Genomic DNA, 17,329 nt, shown 5'->3' with positions numbered 1-17,329 from the left:
ACATCCCAACCGCCTCTAGAACGTCTGTGGACGACAGCTACAGAGGCTACACTACTCTGTGACGCGAACGATACCAATTTGCTTTCCGTCTCCCCGTCCGTCGGCCTCGTGTGCAATACAGTAGTAGGAGTACGTCCCCGGCATTTTGAACGTATGTTCAAACGTTTCAGACCTGTCAATGCCACCACCGAGTGACTGATCCCAGGCTTCCTCTGCTTCCTTCTGGGTGGCGTATCCGCCGGACGCGAAGAACTCTCCACCTTCCGGGAGGGCACGTTCGTACGCGGTAACGGTGTGCATCGCTCCGCTGGTATTCTTCCAGACGACCGTCTCACCGACGGAAATTTCGTATTCGTCGGGAACGAACGCGTTTCGCGTCATCCCGATATCGTACTCTTCGCCCGCGAACCTGACGATATCACGCTCAGGCCCGAGGATATTCACACAACCGGCCAGCCCGACAGTTCCGAGAGTGCTAACGGCGGCGAGATACGTCCGTCGTCCCGCTCGAGTCATGCGAACACGATTTCGTGGGGTTCCTGACCGACGTCGATCCGACGTGTAACCTCGAACGTCTCCGTATCCACTACGAACGCTTTATCCGCACCGGGTGCGGTCACGTATGCCGTCGATCCGTCGGGAGTGATCGTGAGGTGATTCGCACCGTCGACGTCCGTAACCGTCTCGGTCACTCCCCTCGTCTCGGCGTCGATAACGGTCAGGTCACTGCTGGCTCTGTTGGCCGTCCACACGTACTCACCGTCCGGCGTGATATCGATCCCGTGCGTTCCTTCTCCAGCGGAGATCCGGTCTACTTCTTCCCACGTGTCGACGTCGACGACGGAAACGGAGTCGTCCCCGACGTTGGCCGTGTAGACGTACTGGCCGTCGGGCGAGGCAACGGCCTCGTTCGGACCGTCACCGACGTCGACGGTCTCAAGGACGGCCATCTCTTCGGTGTCGACGACGGCAATCCGGTTCAGATCGACGTTACTGACGTACGCGTATCGGCCCTCGGGCCCGAAGTTCACGTGGCCGGCACCCTCGGTTTCGATACCCTCGACCACGTCGTGACCGTCGAGATCTACAACCGCCACGTCCCCCCTAACGTTTACGCTTCCACCGGAGACGTAGAGGTATCGACCGTCCGGATCGACGTCGACGCCGTGGGCGTTCGAGCCGACCTCGATCGCCTCGCCGACCTCGAGATCGGCCGTGGAGATCGGATAGACGTTTCCGTCGTCGTAATCGCCCACGTAGACCGTGGCTCCGTCTGGGGTGACGGCGATCCCGTGAGAGGTCCGTTCGGCGACGTCGACCGTCTCGAGGACCGTCCCCTCGACGTCGTCGATCACGGAGACGGTGCCGTCGTAGGAGTTCGTGACGTACGCCTGGTACGTGACGTCCACGCTCTCGAGGTCGTATCCCTCGAGGTCCCACGTGAACTCGGCCGTCCCGTCCTCAATCGAAATCTCCAGGGTTATCTCGTCGGTGTCGTCATCAACAACGGGCGTCCCGTCGGCGGTCGTCTTGCTCACCAGGAAATAGCCCTGGGGATGGTGGTCGGATTCGCGTACCCAGACCCACTCGAGGTCGTCGGTCTCTACCCCGTCGCTCGTGTGGAGGGACGTCCGCGCATCCCAGTCAAACTCGCGGAGGTCGCCGCTGTGGGTATCCATCGCGACGTCGAAAACGAGGGCGTCTTCGGCCGCGTCGTGTAACTCACTGTCCACCTCACCGTCGGGTAACGGATTGACGAACAGCACCTCGAAGTTCACGCCCTCGAGTTCATCGGTGCGGACCAGCTCTTCTTTCTCGACGTCTTCGGGCTCGTCTCGATCCGTGTCGTCCTCTGGTTCGCCTTCGTCATCCTGCGTTCCCTCGGTTTCGCCTCCCAGGCAACCTGCTAACCCGGCGAGTCCGGTACCTCCCGTTGCGAGTAGTATCGTACGTCTGTTGTATCTCATGTCACACCTCTCGTCGTCTCGTACTCGATGCAATCGCCACCGCGATCCGGGTGATCGACCACGCCAGGGTTCGACCGACTCGAGCGTACCCACTACAGGATCGAGTGCTAAGGCGAGTCGGCCGTCCCGTGGTCTGGTGATCGGTCTCGAGTCCGTTTCTGCTACGTCGATCCCGAACCCGTTCAGGGCGATGGAACGTGCGAACTAGGAACCTGCTGGCTCCTCGCGTTCGAACGTGGATGGTTCACCACGAGTTAGCAGTGACCATCTCCACTGCCCGCGTGTTCGTGGTGGTCACCCATGTGTTCACCATGCTCGTGGTCGTGATGGGCGTCCACGTGTTCACCCATGTGTTCACCGTGCTCGTGGTCGTCCATGTAGTCGTGATGGGCGCCCGCGTGCTCGGCATCCTCGCCGACCGGCGTGGCGTCAGCACTCACGAGACCGATCGCCCCGACGAGTGCGACGACGACCGCGAGTGCTACCATCAGCCGGACTGTCTTGGTTGTCATCTGGATTCACCTCAGGTGATGCTACGGTCGAATACCAGTTACTGGTATGGGTGTGGATTCACTCGAGAGATCGTCCAAGAACGTTTCTAAACGGACCTAGTCGTTTAGTACCCAGAGGATCGTTCGTCCGGACTGATTTCGGCTCGCTCACTCCGCCAGTGACGATTCGGTCCCTCGCTCAAGTTCATCCGAGGGATACACACGGTACGTCCTGCCCTGGGGTTCTCGATACAGCAGGCCTCGTTTCTCGAGGTCCGTCACCGTCTGGCTGACCTTGCTCTTCGAGAAGTCCGATCGATCCCGAAGTTCGATCTGAGTCAGCCCGGGGGATTCGATGACGGGCTGTAGAATGCGCCGTTCATCCTCCGGAAGGAGGTCTAACACCTGCCGGGTCGAATTCCCCTCGGCGATCGACTCGGATTGGCTCGCCCTCGGGTCCGCCGAGTCGATATCGTGTTCGGTCGCCTTCCCTTGGGAGTTGCTCGAGGAAACGATTCGGTCGCGAACCCCCAAGTACACACCTCCGATGACGGCCGCGCCGAGGATCGTTCCGAGCAGGTACCAGACGGGGTGTGTCCCGTGCATCGCGGCCATCGAGGTTCCCATGTGAGTCACGTCGCTGAGCGCGGTCCACTGCCGATACGCTTGCCACGTCGCGTACCCCCCGCTAAAGAGGGTCACCCCTACCAGCAATGTCGCTGCACCGTCGGCGTACTCTCGTTTCACAGTCGTGATCGATTATTGTACCGAAAGGGTACTACCCTTTACTATTGACGGCTATCGGTCCGCTGGCTTCGAGCGTCGCTCTCTCGCTCGAGTTCTAGCCCTATCTGGTCACCTCATACGGGTGCAACACGTACTGCGGGATCATCCGGAACGATCGAGCCGATTACATCGTTGATAGCAGAGTTATACGGCATGAATTTTACACATATATTCCCGGATTATACCACCAGCAGGGGTCAAGAAAGAGCAGGAGTGCTACATACGTATAGAGGCTCGATATCAGAAGGATGAACGATCTATTGGGAAAGAAACGATTAGAGAAGTCTAGAAACGTTCTCGGACGCTTTCCTCGTTGAGTTCACCTCGAACGCGTCCGCCAGCCGCTCGCGCATGAACTCCCGCCGATACTTCCGCCGCTCACCTTCCGAGAGGTAATTTTTCAGAACCACGCCCTCATCACTACTGCCTTGGTCGGCCGCAATCGCCTGTAGGTTCTCAAGGAGGTGCTTTTGGGCCTCAAGGTACGTCGTGTACCAGAACCGCCTACCCATTTTCGACGTCGGCGGCCCACCATCTACTCGGACACCCGCCCGTTTGGCGATCCGCTGGAACCGCTGCTGGACCGTCTCGCCGACGATGTGGCCGCTCGAAGACTTGCTCGAGGGGAACAGATAGCCGTTCCAGCGTCGATCTCGCGAGCCGAGGGTGTCAACGCGGTCGGCGAGTTCGTGAACGCCGTAGATCAACGCCACCGTCCCGGGGCCGTTCTTCCGACTCTCGTCGAAGGCAATGTGTGGGTCGTCGCCCTCGAGTGTGAGCTGGGAGACGTGCAATGCGGCGACCTCACTCCGGCGAAGGCCCCACGCGCACAACGCGAGTACGAGGAGTTCTTCACTCGGCGACTCTACGGCCTCGTAGATCTGTCGCACTTGGTCGGCCGACAGCGCCGGGTTGTCCGGGTCGCCCGGTTCCCATTGGAACTCCTTGGGAATCTCGGCGACTGGATTGAACGCCACCTTTGAACGCCGCTCGAGGTGGTCATAGAACTGGCTTACGTCGCTGTGGTAGCGAAGCTTCGAGGCGTCGGTGGTCAACTCCCGATCGAACTCGTCGAACACACCGAGGACGCGTTCGTACTCTGTGCTCTCGTTCGACGGGTCTACCGCCTGGTCGACGAGGTCGGCTTGTCCGTAGAGATCGGCGTACACGCGAGCGTACTTCGCGAGGCGAGCCTGTTTGGTATCAATCGTCGAGTCGACGAGTCCTCGGCGCCGCGAGAGCGATCGGAGGAACGTCTCGAGTTCGTCGACAGTGGTTTCGTTGGTGATGCCCCAGGAGTAGCCATCCGAGGAGCCCGGTTCCTCGTAGCCGACTGTGGCGAGAAACTCCGTGAGAGTCATGTCATGGTGTTGACGGAGCGCGTAGGCGATTCCCGAGTAGCCAGCGTCGGTGATCTCCTCGTAGGTCGGCCGCGAGGAGAGGTCGACGCCCGCTCGCTCGAGGTCGACCTCGACGTAGGCGTTCCAATAGTGCTGGAGTTCCTCGAGGGACATGCGGGACCAGTTGATCGCCTCCTCTTGAGTCATGCCCTCACCGACCCGAGAAGGCCGTTCGCTCCGGTTTGGGTGGTTTCTAAATCACTCATTTTCATGTGTTTCAGTACTTATGACACCCACGTAAAACTACCGCTGAGTTAGTTGTCGTATGCTCGACAACCAAGCTAAGCAATTATACAAGCAGATACGCCGAAATTGACGTGAATCTTATGTCGCTATACAAAACTCGGCCTCTGACGTTTGATGACTGGCGTTGTAGTCATCAAAGAACTTGGCCGCCGCTTTGGAGAATATTCTCACCGATAAGTGAGCCGCCTGGACTGGGCAGCGGACACACCGCCAACGGGTCTTTAGATCATCCAGAATTGGCGTGCGAGGTCATATTAGATGGCTCTGGTGAATCGCCATACTGCGCCGAGTTGTACTGTCTTGGCCTCTTGCTGAGACCGGCAGATCAGTTGGTCATCAGCGGGTTTGTCGAGGCTGCAGTCATGATTGTTCCAGTGTGGGGCCTCGAGCGACCTATTTTTTCACCCGAAGTCACCGCCGTCTAGTGATTCACCAGAGCCTATTAGATCAACTGTAACTGGATCTGCAGTTTCGAGATACTCAGCGAACTCGTCGCGAACCCACTGCAGAGCAGCCGGGGTATCATTCATTAGGACGCCGCGCACGCCACCATTCTCATGGACGGTGATATCAGCTCGCGAGCTCTCGTCGTGTTCCGTGATCCAGAGAGTATAGGGAAGGTCCTGATCGGTCACGTAGAAGTCAATATGATCAGTGATGTCAATCTTACCAAATTGGTCCTGATAGTGTTCAAGGAGGGAATCAAATGCGTTTTCGTGGAGGAGAAGTTCGGCTTTGATGTCGTGTTCTCGGATAAGGTCGGTAAGTGCCTCAATATATACCGAAAGGATGACGGGAACGAGACCGACTAGTCGGTCGGTTGTCTTGAGCGCCTCGATGCTATCTTTAAGGGGAGATTCTGGGGCATGCGGATCGGCGGTCTGGGCGGATACTCCGCTGAAGAAGACGGGATCGATGTGGACATCTGTGGAGACGGAGTCAAGGATATCACTGGCGCGAGCGATGCTGTCTACAGTCTTCGTGTGTCGGTTATGTTCAGCGAGAGATACACGGCCGAGTTGGGTAAGGTAGTAGGTGCTGTCACGTCGCTCAATACAGCCTGCGTCTTCAAGGGCGCTAATGGCGCGATCAATTGTCGAACGGGACGGGGCGATGGCGTCGACGAGATCTGGTTTCGTCTGGGGTTCGGTTGCGAGGGCGGCGAGTACGTTGTGTCGTTTGTGGAGCGTCGACCGGAGTTCTGCGCTATCTTCGTCAGCCATATTATATATTGTTTGGCCAATCATAATAAATGTAATCACACCAACGGTAAATATTGGATATTCCGGGTGATCGTCTATAGCAAGTGGCTTGCTGCGATGCTACCGTTTAGAAGCATCGCGACCCACTTGATATGAACCCATTGTGAGACGCAATTCGACTGCTCACATTCTGATAGTCTCTTGAGCCGTCGAGTGACAACCAGTGGCCGCCACTTGCCACCACGAAATGGCATTCACCACTAATATCTTCTATTCATTATCCGAATTGTTCATCAGAAGGTGGGAGACCCACCGATTTCCGGTAATCACAGAGGTGAAAACTTATGTGGATCGGCGGGGACGAAGTACATATGGAACAGAATATCATTGAGCGAAATTTCGTTGTCCGGTTTTTTGTAGGGTTGGGTGTGATCCTTATGATGGCATACGTGGGTGAACAGCTCGGATTACTTCTCCTTGGCTATGGATTTCCATATGGAGGGTGGGTCGGTGTAGCGATCGGTATGATTGTCGTCTTTATCGCATTCGCTGCTGTGTATACCCTATATTGCTCCATAGCCGAATCGGAATAGGGTCTTAGACCGGCTGATCTGAGTGTTTATGGATGAACAGGCGCAAAACTTCGTGCTTCAGCGCGGGGAGGATATCAACGGGTTTTGATAGTTAAAGAAAGGGATTATAGAGCGACGAAGCTAGAATTCGATATTCCAGTTTTGGTGTTGGACGTACTCGTCGTTGAAATTACCGCCTGAAAGGTAACCACCGAACCGGTTAGTAGCACCATTGTAACCGCCAACATAGCATGTCGACGTCTGTTCGATGGCTAGGCGGTAGTGATTTCCTGCTTCAAGGTTGACCGTGATGGAGGTTTCCTCATTACCTTGGAAGTCCTCGTCGTTGACAAGGCCAGACACTTGCTCGTTAAGAATCGAACTACTCCACGATCCGGACCCACTCAGATTCTCAACAGTGAATTCGATGTCGATCTCCGAGGTCGCACCTGCTGCTGCCCACAGGGTACCTTGGTGATACGTTTCGACCGTTATAGTAGCGGACTCTGTGCCGCTACCCGAAACCTGGAAGACCGAACTGAGTTCAGCATATGCACCTGGGTCAGATAACGCTGTAGGAGAGACGCTGATATCAGTTCGGGTCTCTCTGTCGGAGACAGAGTATTCCGCGTTTTTGTTCCCCCAGATTGTGTAGGTCTCTGCGTCACCATCGTCGACGAGCGACCGGGACCGATCACTACCAAGGAAGACTGTGAAGTCGTGGCTTGACTGAGGTCGAATGTTCGATCGTTCCTCTTCTTTGATCTTATCAATAGTATTGCTGCTTTCTTCCTTGGCTTTCTTTGTTTTGGGGTCTGACTGCAATTGTTCTGTAATCGAGGGACCGTCCTTTTCGTACGAGACGGTCTCGAACTCCTCTTCGACTTCTTCGACATCGTAGTACACGAGGTACCCATCACTCACCTCTTCCATGAGGTACAGTGGGGATTCCCTATAGACCCCCGACATGGCCTCGTCAGATTCCAGCTTCTCGGCGTCAAAGACATGCTTGTCATCGCTGTGGAGGTCGTCGGGATCGACTTCACCGTCACTGGCAGCACCAGCAACACCTGATGCGCCAATTCCTGTGAGAGTGGCGACTCCAAGGGTCTTCATAACGGTTCTTCTCGAGGCCCCTTTCGCTGATTGCGGTTTCTTCTGGTTCATGTTATCTGCTTGATTTGCTTGTTGTTATCGTTCTATTCCACTGGCCGGTGTCCGGTGTCGTTCTATATTCCTTGACTTTCCATCTCCAGATACTATTCTTCGATTGATATACTTAATTGAAGAATAAATTCCCTGAATGTGGTAATTTTTTCAAGATCCGTTAATACTCTTGAATGTGTGTAGATATTACTATTGGTGAGTAGATATTACTTTAATAGGGATTCTATCAGTTTTCGGCTGACTCGTTCAAAGAGTGGTCACGACAAATACCTACAGGTAAACAGGATTCTCATAATGTTAGAGCCTCTTCACTCACAATTCTCTTCGGATTGGTCGTCTGTGATTGGCTCGAGGGATTCTTCCATCCGTTCGAAATGAGCTTCACGGGCCGCTTCCTCTGATAGTTCTTTCTGTACGACAGACGTACCCTCAGGCAACTCTACGTTCTCGTTCTTGAGTGGGTCTACGTCGACTATCATCTTGCGAATCTCCATATCTCGATTGATTCGCCCTATTAGCTGCTCGAATACCATCTCCCGCTCGTGGCGCACTCGACGCAACTCCCTGATCTTCCGCTCGAACTCCGTCTGCTGTGCCCAATCGTAGATTCGACGGCCAAGAATCGTGAGCTCATACCGCTTCTCTGTCCCATGCTCGGTTGGCCTGTGACTCACCGTGAACACCTCACGCTCAACACCTTCCGAGAGCCGCGAGGACACCGTCGAGCCACTGACCGCGACCGCGTCGGCGAGTGCGTTAAACGTTGCTGTCCCCGTCCCGATCTCCGTGATAAGTTCCGCCGCACCCTTCTTGCGAAGAAACGACTCGAGTTCGTCCAATCCCATCGTACCTACCTGTTCTCGGTCCACCACTATAATTCCGAGTGATATTCTATTCATACTGATTCTTGACTTACACCGAATTGTAGCCACAATCAATTCTCCAAGTATAGCACACATGCCTCTTCATATGTCTCCCACTACAAATTAAGAGCAGACAATCGACACTAATGCACAATCAAATTTTTACTCTATCCTATACTGATATTCACTCCTGCTCAACAGACATTTCTACATATTATCACTCCAGTATCTGGTCGAATACAGCCCACAAACAGAGCAGTTCGTCTAGGAGGTGGCTCAATGTCGACTGATCCGTCGGCTGTCGCTGAGTCAATCATTGTCCACGCGGAGACACTCTGTGAGCGTGAAGACCACCTCTGGGACGTCATCCGGAAACTCTCAATCCCCGTCGACGAACTGGAGGATGCCCGCAATCAGAACCGCGTAACCTTTGGAACTGACGAGATGTTTCGCACGCTCCTGTTCAAAGGGATTCGAGGCATTTCCCAGAACGAATTAGCGCAACGACTTGGTCGGGAGCCGAGCTTAGTCAAGAGCTTCCACCTCGATATCACCGATCTCTCGAATACACCGACCCAACAACAGCTCTCGTACACGCACGCGCAGTTCAGCGAGGATACTCAAGAAGTCCTCAATCGCACGGTTGCTGGCGTCCGGCAAGTTGCTCTCGACAACGACGTCCTCACGGAAGGTCTTGTTCCGTCAGTCCCAGCCGAAACCGAGGAAGAGTCACAAAGCGAGAACGAGTACAAGAAAGAGAAGGCCCAGAAGACGCTAACACTTGCTCGCAAACACGTCATTCCCGAGTTCGACACACACCGAGCGGCCCACAAGAAGTACTCAGACGAGGTGATGCTGGATATGTTCGCGAGCATCTGCGCGAACAACGGCAGTGCCCACTCAGAAGCCGAGTACGGCTGGCTCACCGACGACGACCTCATCTGCGACGATTCGACGTTCCTCCGCGCAATCAAGAAGATCGCCACGCCCGAGGATTCGGACGGCCAGCTCACGTTCGAGGATTTCGAGGATGATGATTCGATGCCCGAGATCGACAAGATTCGGGACACTATCATGACGGCGTTCAACGCTGCCACAGAAAACATCATCAACTCGATCCGTGCCGACGGCCCTTTCGACTCTCGTGAGACCGTTGCGGCGATCGACATCACTCACGAGCAGTTCCACGTTTGGCCGTGGGAAGACAAGGAAGCAGGGATCGCGAAGCCAGACTACCCGAAGATGGTAAGCGGGTACAAGAAAGACGGTGAGTACAAACGCGGGTACAAGTACGCCACCATCACGCTGGTTGGCGATCACGCACCGATCGTCCTCGGTATTGAGCCGGTCAAAGAGAACTCTGCGTGGGAGCCCGACGACTCTCCATCGTACTCGAAAGCCGATTTAGTGAGTCGACTGCTCGACTGTGCTGAGCAGTTCGTCGATTTGGATCTGGTGATGTTCGATCGCGGATTTTACGTCAACCGAGTGTACGCAGACGTTCACGAGCGCGGGATCACGTATCTCTCACCAGTTCCAAAGTACGAAGATGATTTAGAGGCCATCCAGGATATTCAGGAACATCCAACGGCAGATGAGGCTGTCAAACACGATGTGCCGCTAGGGATTGACGGCGAGGTACACCACGAGGCAGAGTTCCTCTATGCCCCAAGTACGAGCGACGATGCCGATGGAAAGTACGCGGTGTTCGTGACGAACCAGGATCGCGTCGAGCCCGAAGAGATCTCGAGTGTCGTGAACGGGTACAGTCGTCGGTGGGACATCGAGAACCAGTACAAGTCGATCAAGGATTTCATGCCGAAGACGTCGTCGACGGACTACCGGCTTCGGCTGTGTAACTTCGCGCTGTCGACGCTGATCTACAATCTGTGGCGGCTGACGGACTACTTGATTAAGGTCGCGCTCGACGAGCCGATCCGGTCACCGCCAGTGATCACGGCGAAGACGTTCGTGCGAGCGTTGGGCGACTTCCTGCGTGAGTTCGGGTAACGCTTTTTTCACTCCGGGTTCACTAATTCGGTAGCGGCTGCGCTGTCGATTTTCGTGGATTTCCGGACTGATTGTCATATATGTGAATAATTCGTAGTTGCTAATTCGATCTCGTCCGATTTTCGCACCGAATTGGGAGTCACCAGCTCGTGAATTTTCTAGTTTCATTTGTAGGTTTATAAGCATGCGAAGAATGTGCTCCACCGCAGTTTCGGAGGATGGATGATTTCGATGTATTTTTTGGCCAATTGTGACTCGAATGCCCTACTACTAGTTGTCGACCTTCCAGACCAAGTTTACTCGAAGTCGTAGCCCCACTCCCGAAGCTGATCAGCAACCTCGTCGGTGTGCTCAAGGCCGACTAGAAGCGCGGCCTCACGAAGATCGGCCTTTTTAATAGACTCTCCCAAAATAGCCTCAACATCCATTTTCCCCTCGCGCTGACGATCCAACGTTGATTGCTGAAGATGTAACTGGACAGTTTGTGCACGTCCGTCAGTTATGCTGTTACGCTCGTATATCCAGGGGAGTCCAATACTAGAAGGACCGTTCGATATGGTCTCGTCACGGTCGTCGTCGCGACGCTGGTCGTGATCAGCGCTGGATTCAGACTTATTTTCGGTTCTGGTCTTCGACGTTGACGCCGGTGTCTCAAGCGTCTCCGATTCGTCATCCTCAGCATCGTCGTCTGTATCGCCACTACTGAATGGATCACCGGCGCTCCCGCTTTTGAATCCCGTCATGCTTTCACCTCTTCCTCGAGTGCACCAGGCTCTGGCGGGTTCGGTGCTTCAAGACCTGCTTCCTGCTCGAGGTAGCGAGCCAGCTGATCGAATTGAGCGAGCGTCTCAAGCTCGTAGTCCCGTCGGCGGTCGCGATGCTTGTGGACATACTCGAATGCCGAGCACTGCTGCTTCCAACAGCCTTCCATCATCGACGTCCGATCGCTGATTACCTCCGGCGTCGGGAACTTAATTTCACTGATTAGTTCCTTCTGGTCATTTGTTCGCTTGAATCCGTTTGGAACTGCAGCCAGAACACCGACCTCGATATTCAACTGGTTAGCAAAGTTACTCGCGAGTTCCTCGAGGCCTTCCACTGATGCTCGCCCTTTTGCTGAAGGCTCGACCGGGATCACCAGATTTCGTGTCGCGAAAATAGCGTTGTAGAGATGGTCTGACTCGGTCGCAGGCGGATCACAGATAAGGACGTCATAATTATCGGCAACGCCAGCATCGGCGAGGACGCGCTGCAGTTGGGCATAGATATTGTACGCATCGCCAAAGTCCTCGGCTTTCTGTTGCTCGCGAGCAAGGTGATCCGCGAGGTCTGAAAGCATATTATGCTCAGGGATGATGTCAACGCCCTCTGCAGTTCGGATAAGCTCCTCGAATGGACCCTTTGGTGCGTTGACCATGTGACGGACAAGGTTGTCTGCATCACTGTTGGCTCGATCGGCATCGACACCGAGCAGTCGGCTGAGGTCACCGTCCTGTGGATCCAACGGGACGACCAGTACGTCGAGGCCAGCTCGAGCGTGCGCAACGGCGAGGTTCGCTGTCAACGACGATTTTCCGACGCCACCTGCTTCGGAATACACTGTGTACGAGAGCATGAATGTCTCTTGTGAGTTACTAAGATAAGAAACTACGGAAGGCATCCAAGAAAGATATCTAAGTGAGATATCTTAGAATCTGATCTAAGATTCTTAGCCAAGTCAAGAGTTTAAAACGACCACATGGATTGCAGCGATTGTATGGAATAGGAACGTAACAGTAGCCAAGAGGACCCATCTCGGAGGCATCTAAGATTGGCATCTGAGACCCACACCTAAGTTAACAATCTGCGACTGTCGTAGAAACTACATCAGTTTAGAGGAAGTGAATAGAAATATATCCAAGCAACCATCTTAGAAGGTTGTCTAAGACACGAATATAAGAATCATATCTAAGATTCTTAGACAGAGGTTCTAACAATCGACGTCGTCAAAATACGGAGACCGTGTCGCTTATGTTCATCGACACTACCACTCGAATGAATTTAGAATCTTACGGATGCACATTTAAATTGTCCTCGGCCTCAAGAATAGGTTTCACTGGCCCGTTCAATCAACATATCAGGCTGGTAGCTGTCGCTTGGTTCGTCATCTTCGACTAATCCTCTGGCAGTTGCATCCTCAAGATGTTAACCGAATACCCCCGCTTCGTCGTCTTCTGTAGCATAGGAAGTTGAACCGTGCGTCCATGGTAGTAGTACGGGAATTTATAAGTTATAAATACGTCTTTTTACCAACTTATGACGGACCCAAAGGACTCCATCAATATCGAAAACGTCGTCGCGTCGACTGGCATCGGACAGGAACTCGACCTCCAGAGTGTCGCGATGGACCTCGAGGGGGCTGATTACGATCCCGAACAGTTCCCTGGACTCGTCTACCGTACCCAGAACCCCAAGTCTGCTGCACTGATCTTCCGGTCGGGAAAAATCGTCTGTACTGGCGCAAAAAGCACTGATGATGTTCACGAAAGTCTGGAGATCGTCTTCGATGAACTCCGTGACCTCCATATCCAAGTTGAGGAGGAGCCAGAGATTATCGTCCAGAACATCGTCAGCAGTGCCGATCTTGGCCGCAACCTCAACCTGAACGCGATCGCAATTGGGCTCGGCCTCGAAAACATCGAGTACGAACCAGAGCAGTTCCCTGGGCTTGTCTATCGACTTGACGCTCCAGAGGTCGTTGCCCTCCTCTTTGGCTCCGGGAAGCTGGTTGTCACTGGAGGGAAGAAGGTAGATGACGCCAGGCAGGCCGTCGACGTGATCGTCAAGCGTCTCGAAGATCTCGGTCTACTCGAGTAATGACGTTTAGATGTTATTAGACTCGGCGCTATGGTCGTATAGGACTGTAAGTAGGTAAATCGCCTCGGGGTCAAGCCCCGAGGCACCTGGTCTGCTTTCTCTATAGATTCAGTACCTCACAAAGCATCACCAGTTAGCCTGACCTGAGTCACCTGTTCTGTCGTGATGAGTCGTCGATAGCGGTTGAACAACACTAATCGAAGACGGAGCTGTCGCTGTCGGCGGCGGTCAGCCGCCGACGCGACAGCGTAGCCACTCACAAGGCGGCGATCCCGTTCAGTGACTGTCGGTGGAATCGGTCGTCAGGTGGCCGGTTTGCGGGGACGGCCCGACGCACCGCGAGGGCCGTCCACGCAGCCCGGCGAACCATGTTGACGAACTCCTTGTATGGCCACCACCAGAGGCGACGCCCGCCTCGGCGGGGCGTCGCCACGTATTCGTAGTGCAGATACCGCCAAACGTTCTGTAGCAGCAGACTCACTACGACGTACAGCAGTCTGACCGTCGCGTCTCGCGTCGTTGTCGTCGCTATCGCTTGCTCGGACAAGCGATAGCTCGACTCGATACCGAAGCGTTTCGAGTAGTGGTATCGAGCGTCGCGTGGAGTCTCAATGAACGGCGCGTCAGCGGCGTAGCCGTGACGTGCCACCCCGTGTTCGTCGTACCGTCCATTCAGGTACGTACAGTCGATGTAGACGGGAAACTCGACGGTCCAACTGTGACCGTCGAGTTTCCCTGTCAAGTCGTGTTGGATGACGCGACTCCACCCTTCCGAGAGTTCCTGCTGAATCGCCTCACCCCACCGGATGACCGGGACGACGTAAGCGTAGTTGTGCGCCTGAAGCAGCGTGAGACACTTGCTGTCGTAGAATCCACGATCAAGGTAGACGGCCTTGACCTCGGTGTCAAGGCCGTCAAGCACACCGAGGAACTCAGCGAGGACACTGCTGGCGGTGTCGCCGTCTTCGAGACGGCGCACCGCCAGCGTGTAGCGTTTGTTCCGCACGCGTGCGTAGAGCGTGGCGTAGGCGTGGAACGAAGTGGTTCCTCGCTTTGCTTCCGAGTGGTAGAGGCCGTCTGTGTCGTCTTCGTCACCGTAGTAGGGTCGCAGGTGGAGGTCTGCACAGACCTCCACCTGCTCGGGGAGCAGTTCGACGACATCCTGCCGAAGGAGTGTGTTAGCGACTCGTTCGAGCCGTTTCGGCTCGAACTTCGTCCGCAGGTGATAGAGGATCGTGTTTGCAGATGGTGAGTTTTCACTGGAGTTGCATAGCGTTGAGATCGAGGTCCTCGTCGGCGGTTGCGCCGACGAGGACCTCGTAGATGTCCTCTGGGTCGATTTCAGCGTTATTGGCGAGGTTCAGAGAAACTTCCTCGTCGAGTCGGTTGACGAGGAAGTTAAGGAACTGGTCTTCGTGTATTTCACTGTCTGCTTGCTGCTGGTGTTTGGACACATCTTCAGCAAGCAGACGTTCTAACTAACCGGCTTTGTGAAGTACTGAGATTAGAGGAGTTGCTTCGCAGTTGCGATATCCACTAGATCATCAACAACTCCATCGATCCGATTGTCCTCTCCAAGAATATCTAATGTTGCCTCTAGATCCGTTTTCACCTCAAAGCGATAGTGTGATCCACCCTGAATGCCTCGGTTCCGTGTTTCCGCAATAAGGAATCCCTGCATCCCGAGAGATTGCAAGTGATCGCGAACTCGTCGTTCGACAAGCTGGTTTGAATCGAGAATGGTAGCTATATCCTTGTATTTCTGATAGACTTGTCGTGTCCGTGCCGGTGTTTCTTCCTCAATCTCGAGGGCCACAACAGAAAGCAACGCGAGCTGGTCTTGTGTCGTCAGGCTCCGCATTCCTTCTTCGATTCGCTTTCGTTCTAAGATTTCACGTGCTTCGCGAACATGTGATTCGTTGATCACCTCATCATCGTTGTTTAGGGCGAGTTCTCCTGCTTTGTACAGCAATCGGATTGCTTGCCGGGCACTGCCTTCGTCTTGGGCAGCAAATGCTGAGCAGAGTGGGATAACATCGCCATCAAGAACACCGTCGATAAATGCACGTTCGGCTCGGCGTTCTAAAATACTCGTGAGTTGATTAGCGTTGTATGGTGCGAACTCGATCTCGCTATCGTACAGTGAATCTTTGACTTTTGGAGAAAGATTGTCACGGAATTCTAGATCATTGCTGATCCCAATAACAGAAATCCATTGATCCTCAAGATGGCCGTTCTTCCTGGCCCTTGGAAGTTCGTATAAAAGATCATCATTGCTGCCAATCGAGTCGATCTCATCAATGACAATGATGATTGTTTCATTGAGGTCGCGTAATTCATCATAGAGCAGATCAAACATACTCTGTTGATCAATGCCGCTCGGCTTCTTAGACCCGTCGCGAATTTCCTTTATGAGGTGTGCAGCGAGCTGATAGGATGTTGATTGATTGTTCGCGCTGGTTTTGATGACGCTTAATTCCAAGTCGTCCTGAGAGTTCGCATACTCGTTCAGGAGATCAAGTTCGTGATCAATGGCGACTGTCTTACCTTGACCTGTTTTACCATAGAGAAATAGATTGTGAGCGTTAACACCGCGTGTTGCAGGGGCGAGCGCATTCCGGATTTCATCGAGTTCTTTTTCCCTCTCTGGGAGTTTCTCAGGTTGCCAGTCCTCTTTCAAGACAGACTCATCAGAAAATATTTCGACTGTACTGCCGTATGGATTGCTGTTGAGGCCCGTATCAGATGAATTCGCTCCGTCGCCGGACATTACATGTGGGACCAATGTAATGAGTGATCATAAACCCCCGTGTCCGGTGTGTCCAGTGTGTCCGCATACTCGATTCTTTGTATACCCCCACACCCCACCGTGTCCGCATAATCCTGTGAGAAAGAACCACTGCTTCACGTAGAACCAGCGAAGGCTCTAGGAAAGGGAAAGAACTAAGTTAAATCTGGCACAACCAAATCCGCACTAGCGAAAATCCAATTAATATAACAATATGATATAATGAAAATCGCTGCAGTGCGGAGCGTCTGACACTCTTGCGGCTAGATTATGCGGACGCGGTGGGGGGTCCCTCTTGTGTTGTTCTCTTACTATTGCTTTCTTCGGAGGTATTATGCGGACACGGTGGGGTGGGGGAGCTACTCATCAGGGGGAGCTACTCATCACAGGGACTTCTACTCCCTACTCTACAGATGAACAAGGCGAGTGCTTCGGGGTCGTTCAGACGACCTCCGGCTTTTTGTGACTAATCGAATCGGCGATTCGTGATGTCTGCGAAATCGTCGATTTCGCTTGATGACGAGAGAGCGTTGCTCCCTCGAACCACTTGACCCCAAGGTGAAGCCTCGGGGCTTGTCCTCAAGGAGCTTTACACAATTATGCGGACATGGTGGGGTCCCTCATTCCAGAACCTTCCGTTTCATCGGTCAAATACTCCACTATCAGAAACGGTACTGTCTGATCCAGCAACTGCTTTCGCACGCTCGAGTTCACGGTTCTCTCCTTGAGCCTGTCGTTCGAGCAGTTCGGCTCGCCGACACCGTTCACGAGCGACGTCGTCAACGCTGTTCTCGTCACTGATCGTGAAGCGCTTGCCACGGTGATCGATTTGCTCGAACATCAGTACCGATCCTCGGCTTCGTCCACTGCAGCATCTCGAGCGTCCGCTTGGAGATGCTCGTAGCGGACCTCACAGCTGTCCGAACAGAACCGACCAGAATACCCTGTCCGATCGCGAGCAGGTTCCGAACACGTCGGCAT

Annotated in this window: 15 protein-coding genes and 1 pseudogene; 3 read left to right on the top strand and 13 right to left on the bottom strand. The window is 54.0% G+C overall.

Annotated features, from left to right (window positions below; translation table 11 throughout):
- Positions 1 to 51: 51 nt before the first annotated feature.
- From RBH26_RS14580 to RBH26_RS14555, 6 genes are all read right to left on the bottom strand, one after another.
- Positions 52 to 516 (bottom strand): plastocyanin/azurin family copper-binding protein, encoded by a 465-nt coding sequence (locus tag RBH26_RS14580; protein WP_306759108.1) that lies wholly within the window; start codon positions 514 to 516, stop codon positions 52 to 54.
- Positions 513 to 1,967, bottom strand: coding sequence for a YncE family protein (locus RBH26_RS14575; RefSeq protein WP_306759107.1), 1,455 nt, complete (start codon positions 1,965 to 1,967; stop codon positions 513 to 515). The genes RBH26_RS14580 and RBH26_RS14575 overlap by 4 nt, the downstream gene beginning before the upstream one ends.
- A 254-nt stretch (positions 1,968 to 2,221) precedes the next feature.
- On the bottom strand, positions 2,222 to 2,479 hold the full coding sequence (locus tag RBH26_RS14570; protein WP_306759106.1) for a hypothetical protein: 258 nt from the start codon (positions 2,477 to 2,479) through the stop codon (positions 2,222 to 2,224).
- A gap of 147 nt (positions 2,480 to 2,626) precedes the next feature.
- Positions 2,627 to 3,205, bottom strand: a complete 579-nt coding sequence (locus RBH26_RS14565; RefSeq protein ID WP_306759105.1) for a MarR family transcriptional regulator — start codon at positions 3,203 to 3,205, stop codon at positions 2,627 to 2,629.
- Between the two features lie 314 nt (positions 3,206 to 3,519).
- A complete protein-coding gene (locus tag RBH26_RS14560) occupies positions 3,520 to 4,791 on the bottom strand; it encodes a tyrosine-type recombinase/integrase (RefSeq protein WP_306759104.1) in 1,272 nt (423 codons plus the stop codon).
- Positions 4,792 to 5,291: 500 nt separating this feature from the next.
- Complete coding sequence (locus RBH26_RS14555) at positions 5,292 to 6,113, bottom strand: hypothetical protein (protein WP_306759103.1); 822 nt, start codon at positions 6,111 to 6,113, stop codon at positions 5,292 to 5,294.
- Between the two features lie 350 nt (positions 6,114 to 6,463).
- Here RBH26_RS14555 and RBH26_RS14550 point away from each other — a divergent pair, with 350 nt between their 5' ends.
- The gene (locus RBH26_RS14550) at positions 6,464 to 6,685 is read left to right on the top strand and encodes a hypothetical protein (RefSeq protein WP_306759102.1); all 222 of its coding nucleotides are present in this window, start codon (positions 6,464 to 6,466) and stop codon (positions 6,683 to 6,685) included.
- A 120-nt stretch (positions 6,686 to 6,805) separates the two neighbouring features.
- On the opposite strand, the gene RBH26_RS14545 is transcribed toward RBH26_RS14550, so the two are convergent.
- Positions 6,806 to 7,831, bottom strand: coding sequence for a hypothetical protein (locus tag RBH26_RS14545; protein ID WP_306759101.1), 1,026 nt, complete (start codon positions 7,829 to 7,831; stop codon positions 6,806 to 6,808).
- Positions 7,832 to 8,139: 308 nt separating this feature from the next.
- The gene (locus RBH26_RS14540; protein WP_306759100.1) at positions 8,140 to 8,676 is read right to left on the bottom strand and encodes a hypothetical protein; all 537 of its coding nucleotides are present in this window, start codon (positions 8,674 to 8,676) and stop codon (positions 8,140 to 8,142) included.
- A gap of 297 nt (positions 8,677 to 8,973) precedes the next feature.
- Here RBH26_RS14540 and RBH26_RS14535 point away from each other — a divergent pair, with 297 nt between their 5' ends.
- Entirely contained in the window at positions 8,974 to 10,704 is a 1,731-nt protein-coding gene (locus RBH26_RS14535) for a transposase (RefSeq protein ID WP_306759099.1), read from the top strand.
- A gap of 296 nt (positions 10,705 to 11,000) precedes the next feature.
- On the opposite strand, the gene RBH26_RS14530 is transcribed toward RBH26_RS14535, so the two are convergent.
- Both RBH26_RS14530 and RBH26_RS14525 read right to left on the bottom strand, forming a co-directional pair.
- Positions 11,001 to 11,447 carry a hypothetical protein gene (locus RBH26_RS14530; protein ID WP_306759098.1) on the bottom strand — a complete coding sequence of 149 codons (447 nt, stop codon included), beginning with the start codon at positions 11,445 to 11,447 and terminating at the stop codon, positions 11,001 to 11,003.
- Positions 11,444 to 12,319: a ParA family protein gene (locus tag RBH26_RS14525; RefSeq protein WP_306759097.1), complete on the bottom strand. Its 876-nt coding sequence runs from the start codon at positions 12,317 to 12,319 to the stop codon at positions 11,444 to 11,446. Before RBH26_RS14525 ends, RBH26_RS14530 begins: the two co-directional genes overlap by 4 nt.
- Before the next feature lie 680 nt (positions 12,320 to 12,999).
- Between RBH26_RS14525 and RBH26_RS14520 the strand changes: the two genes are divergently transcribed.
- The gene (locus RBH26_RS14520) at positions 13,000 to 13,560 is read left to right on the top strand and encodes a TATA-box-binding protein (RefSeq protein WP_306759096.1); all 561 of its coding nucleotides are present in this window, start codon (positions 13,000 to 13,002) and stop codon (positions 13,558 to 13,560) included.
- Between the two features lie 256 nt (positions 13,561 to 13,816).
- Here RBH26_RS14520 and RBH26_RS14515 read toward each other — a convergent pair.
- The 3 genes and pseudogenes from RBH26_RS14515 to RBH26_RS14505 form a co-directional block, all read right to left on the bottom strand.
- Positions 13,817 to 15,014 (bottom strand): annotated as a pseudogene (locus tag RBH26_RS14515) (ISH3 family transposase).
- Between the two features lie 50 nt (positions 15,015 to 15,064).
- Positions 15,065 to 16,330: an orc1/cdc6 family replication initiation protein gene (locus RBH26_RS14510; RefSeq protein ID WP_306759095.1), complete on the bottom strand. Its 1,266-nt coding sequence runs from the start codon at positions 16,328 to 16,330 to the stop codon at positions 15,065 to 15,067.
- 658 nt (positions 16,331 to 16,988) lie between these two features.
- Positions 16,989 to 17,189, bottom strand: a complete 201-nt coding sequence (locus tag RBH26_RS14505) for a hypothetical protein (protein WP_306759094.1) — start codon at positions 17,187 to 17,189, stop codon at positions 16,989 to 16,991.
- Positions 17,190 to 17,329: the final 140 nt, after the last annotated feature.

This window comes from Natronolimnohabitans sp. A-GB9 (assembly GCF_030848565.1).
GTDB lineage: Archaea > Halobacteriota > Halobacteria > Halobacteriales > Natrialbaceae > Natronolimnohabitans.
This window is presented reverse-complemented; position numbering and strand designations above follow the sequence as displayed.

Bases quoted from the DNA above. Each gene is read 5' to 3' on its own strand.
- RBH26_RS14580 (WP_306759108.1), bottom strand. From the start codon at position 516: ATGACTCGAGCGGGACGACGGACGTATCTCGCCGCCGTTAGCACTCTC.
- RBH26_RS14575 (WP_306759107.1), bottom strand. From the start codon at position 1,967: ATGAGATACAACAGACGTACGATACTACTCGCAACGGGAGGTACCGGA.
- RBH26_RS14570 (WP_306759106.1), bottom strand. From the start codon at position 2,479: ATGACAACCAAGACAGTCCGGCTGATGGTAGCACTCGCGGTCGTCGTC.
- RBH26_RS14560 (WP_306759104.1), bottom strand. From the start codon at position 4,791: ATGACTCAAGAGGAGGCGATCAACTGGTCCCGCATGTCCCTCGAGGAA.
- RBH26_RS14555 (WP_306759103.1), bottom strand. From the start codon at position 6,113: ATGGCTGACGAAGATAGCGCAGAACTCCGGTCGACGCTCCACAAACGA.
- RBH26_RS14550 (WP_306759102.1), top strand. From the start codon at position 6,464: ATGGAACAGAATATCATTGAGCGAAATTTCGTTGTCCGGTTTTTTGTA.
- RBH26_RS14545 (WP_306759101.1), bottom strand. From the start codon at position 7,831: ATGAACCAGAAGAAACCGCAATCAGCGAAAGGGGCCTCGAGAAGAACC.
- RBH26_RS14540 (WP_306759100.1), bottom strand. From the start codon at position 8,676: ATGGGATTGGACGAACTCGAGTCGTTTCTTCGCAAGAAGGGTGCGGCG.
- RBH26_RS14535 (WP_306759099.1), top strand. From the start codon at position 8,974: ATGTCGACTGATCCGTCGGCTGTCGCTGAGTCAATCATTGTCCACGCG.
- RBH26_RS14530 (WP_306759098.1), bottom strand. From the start codon at position 11,447: ATGACGGGATTCAAAAGCGGGAGCGCCGGTGATCCATTCAGTAGTGGC.
- RBH26_RS14525 (WP_306759097.1), bottom strand. From the start codon at position 12,319: ATGCTCTCGTACACAGTGTATTCCGAAGCAGGTGGCGTCGGAAAATCG.
- RBH26_RS14520 (WP_306759096.1), top strand. From the start codon at position 13,000: ATGACGGACCCAAAGGACTCCATCAATATCGAAAACGTCGTCGCGTCG.
- RBH26_RS14510 (WP_306759095.1), bottom strand. From the start codon at position 16,330: ATGTCCGGCGACGGAGCGAATTCATCTGATACGGGCCTCAACAGCAAT.
- RBH26_RS14505 (WP_306759094.1), bottom strand. From the start codon at position 17,189: ATGTTCGAGCAAATCGATCACCGTGGCAAGCGCTTCACGATCAGTGAC.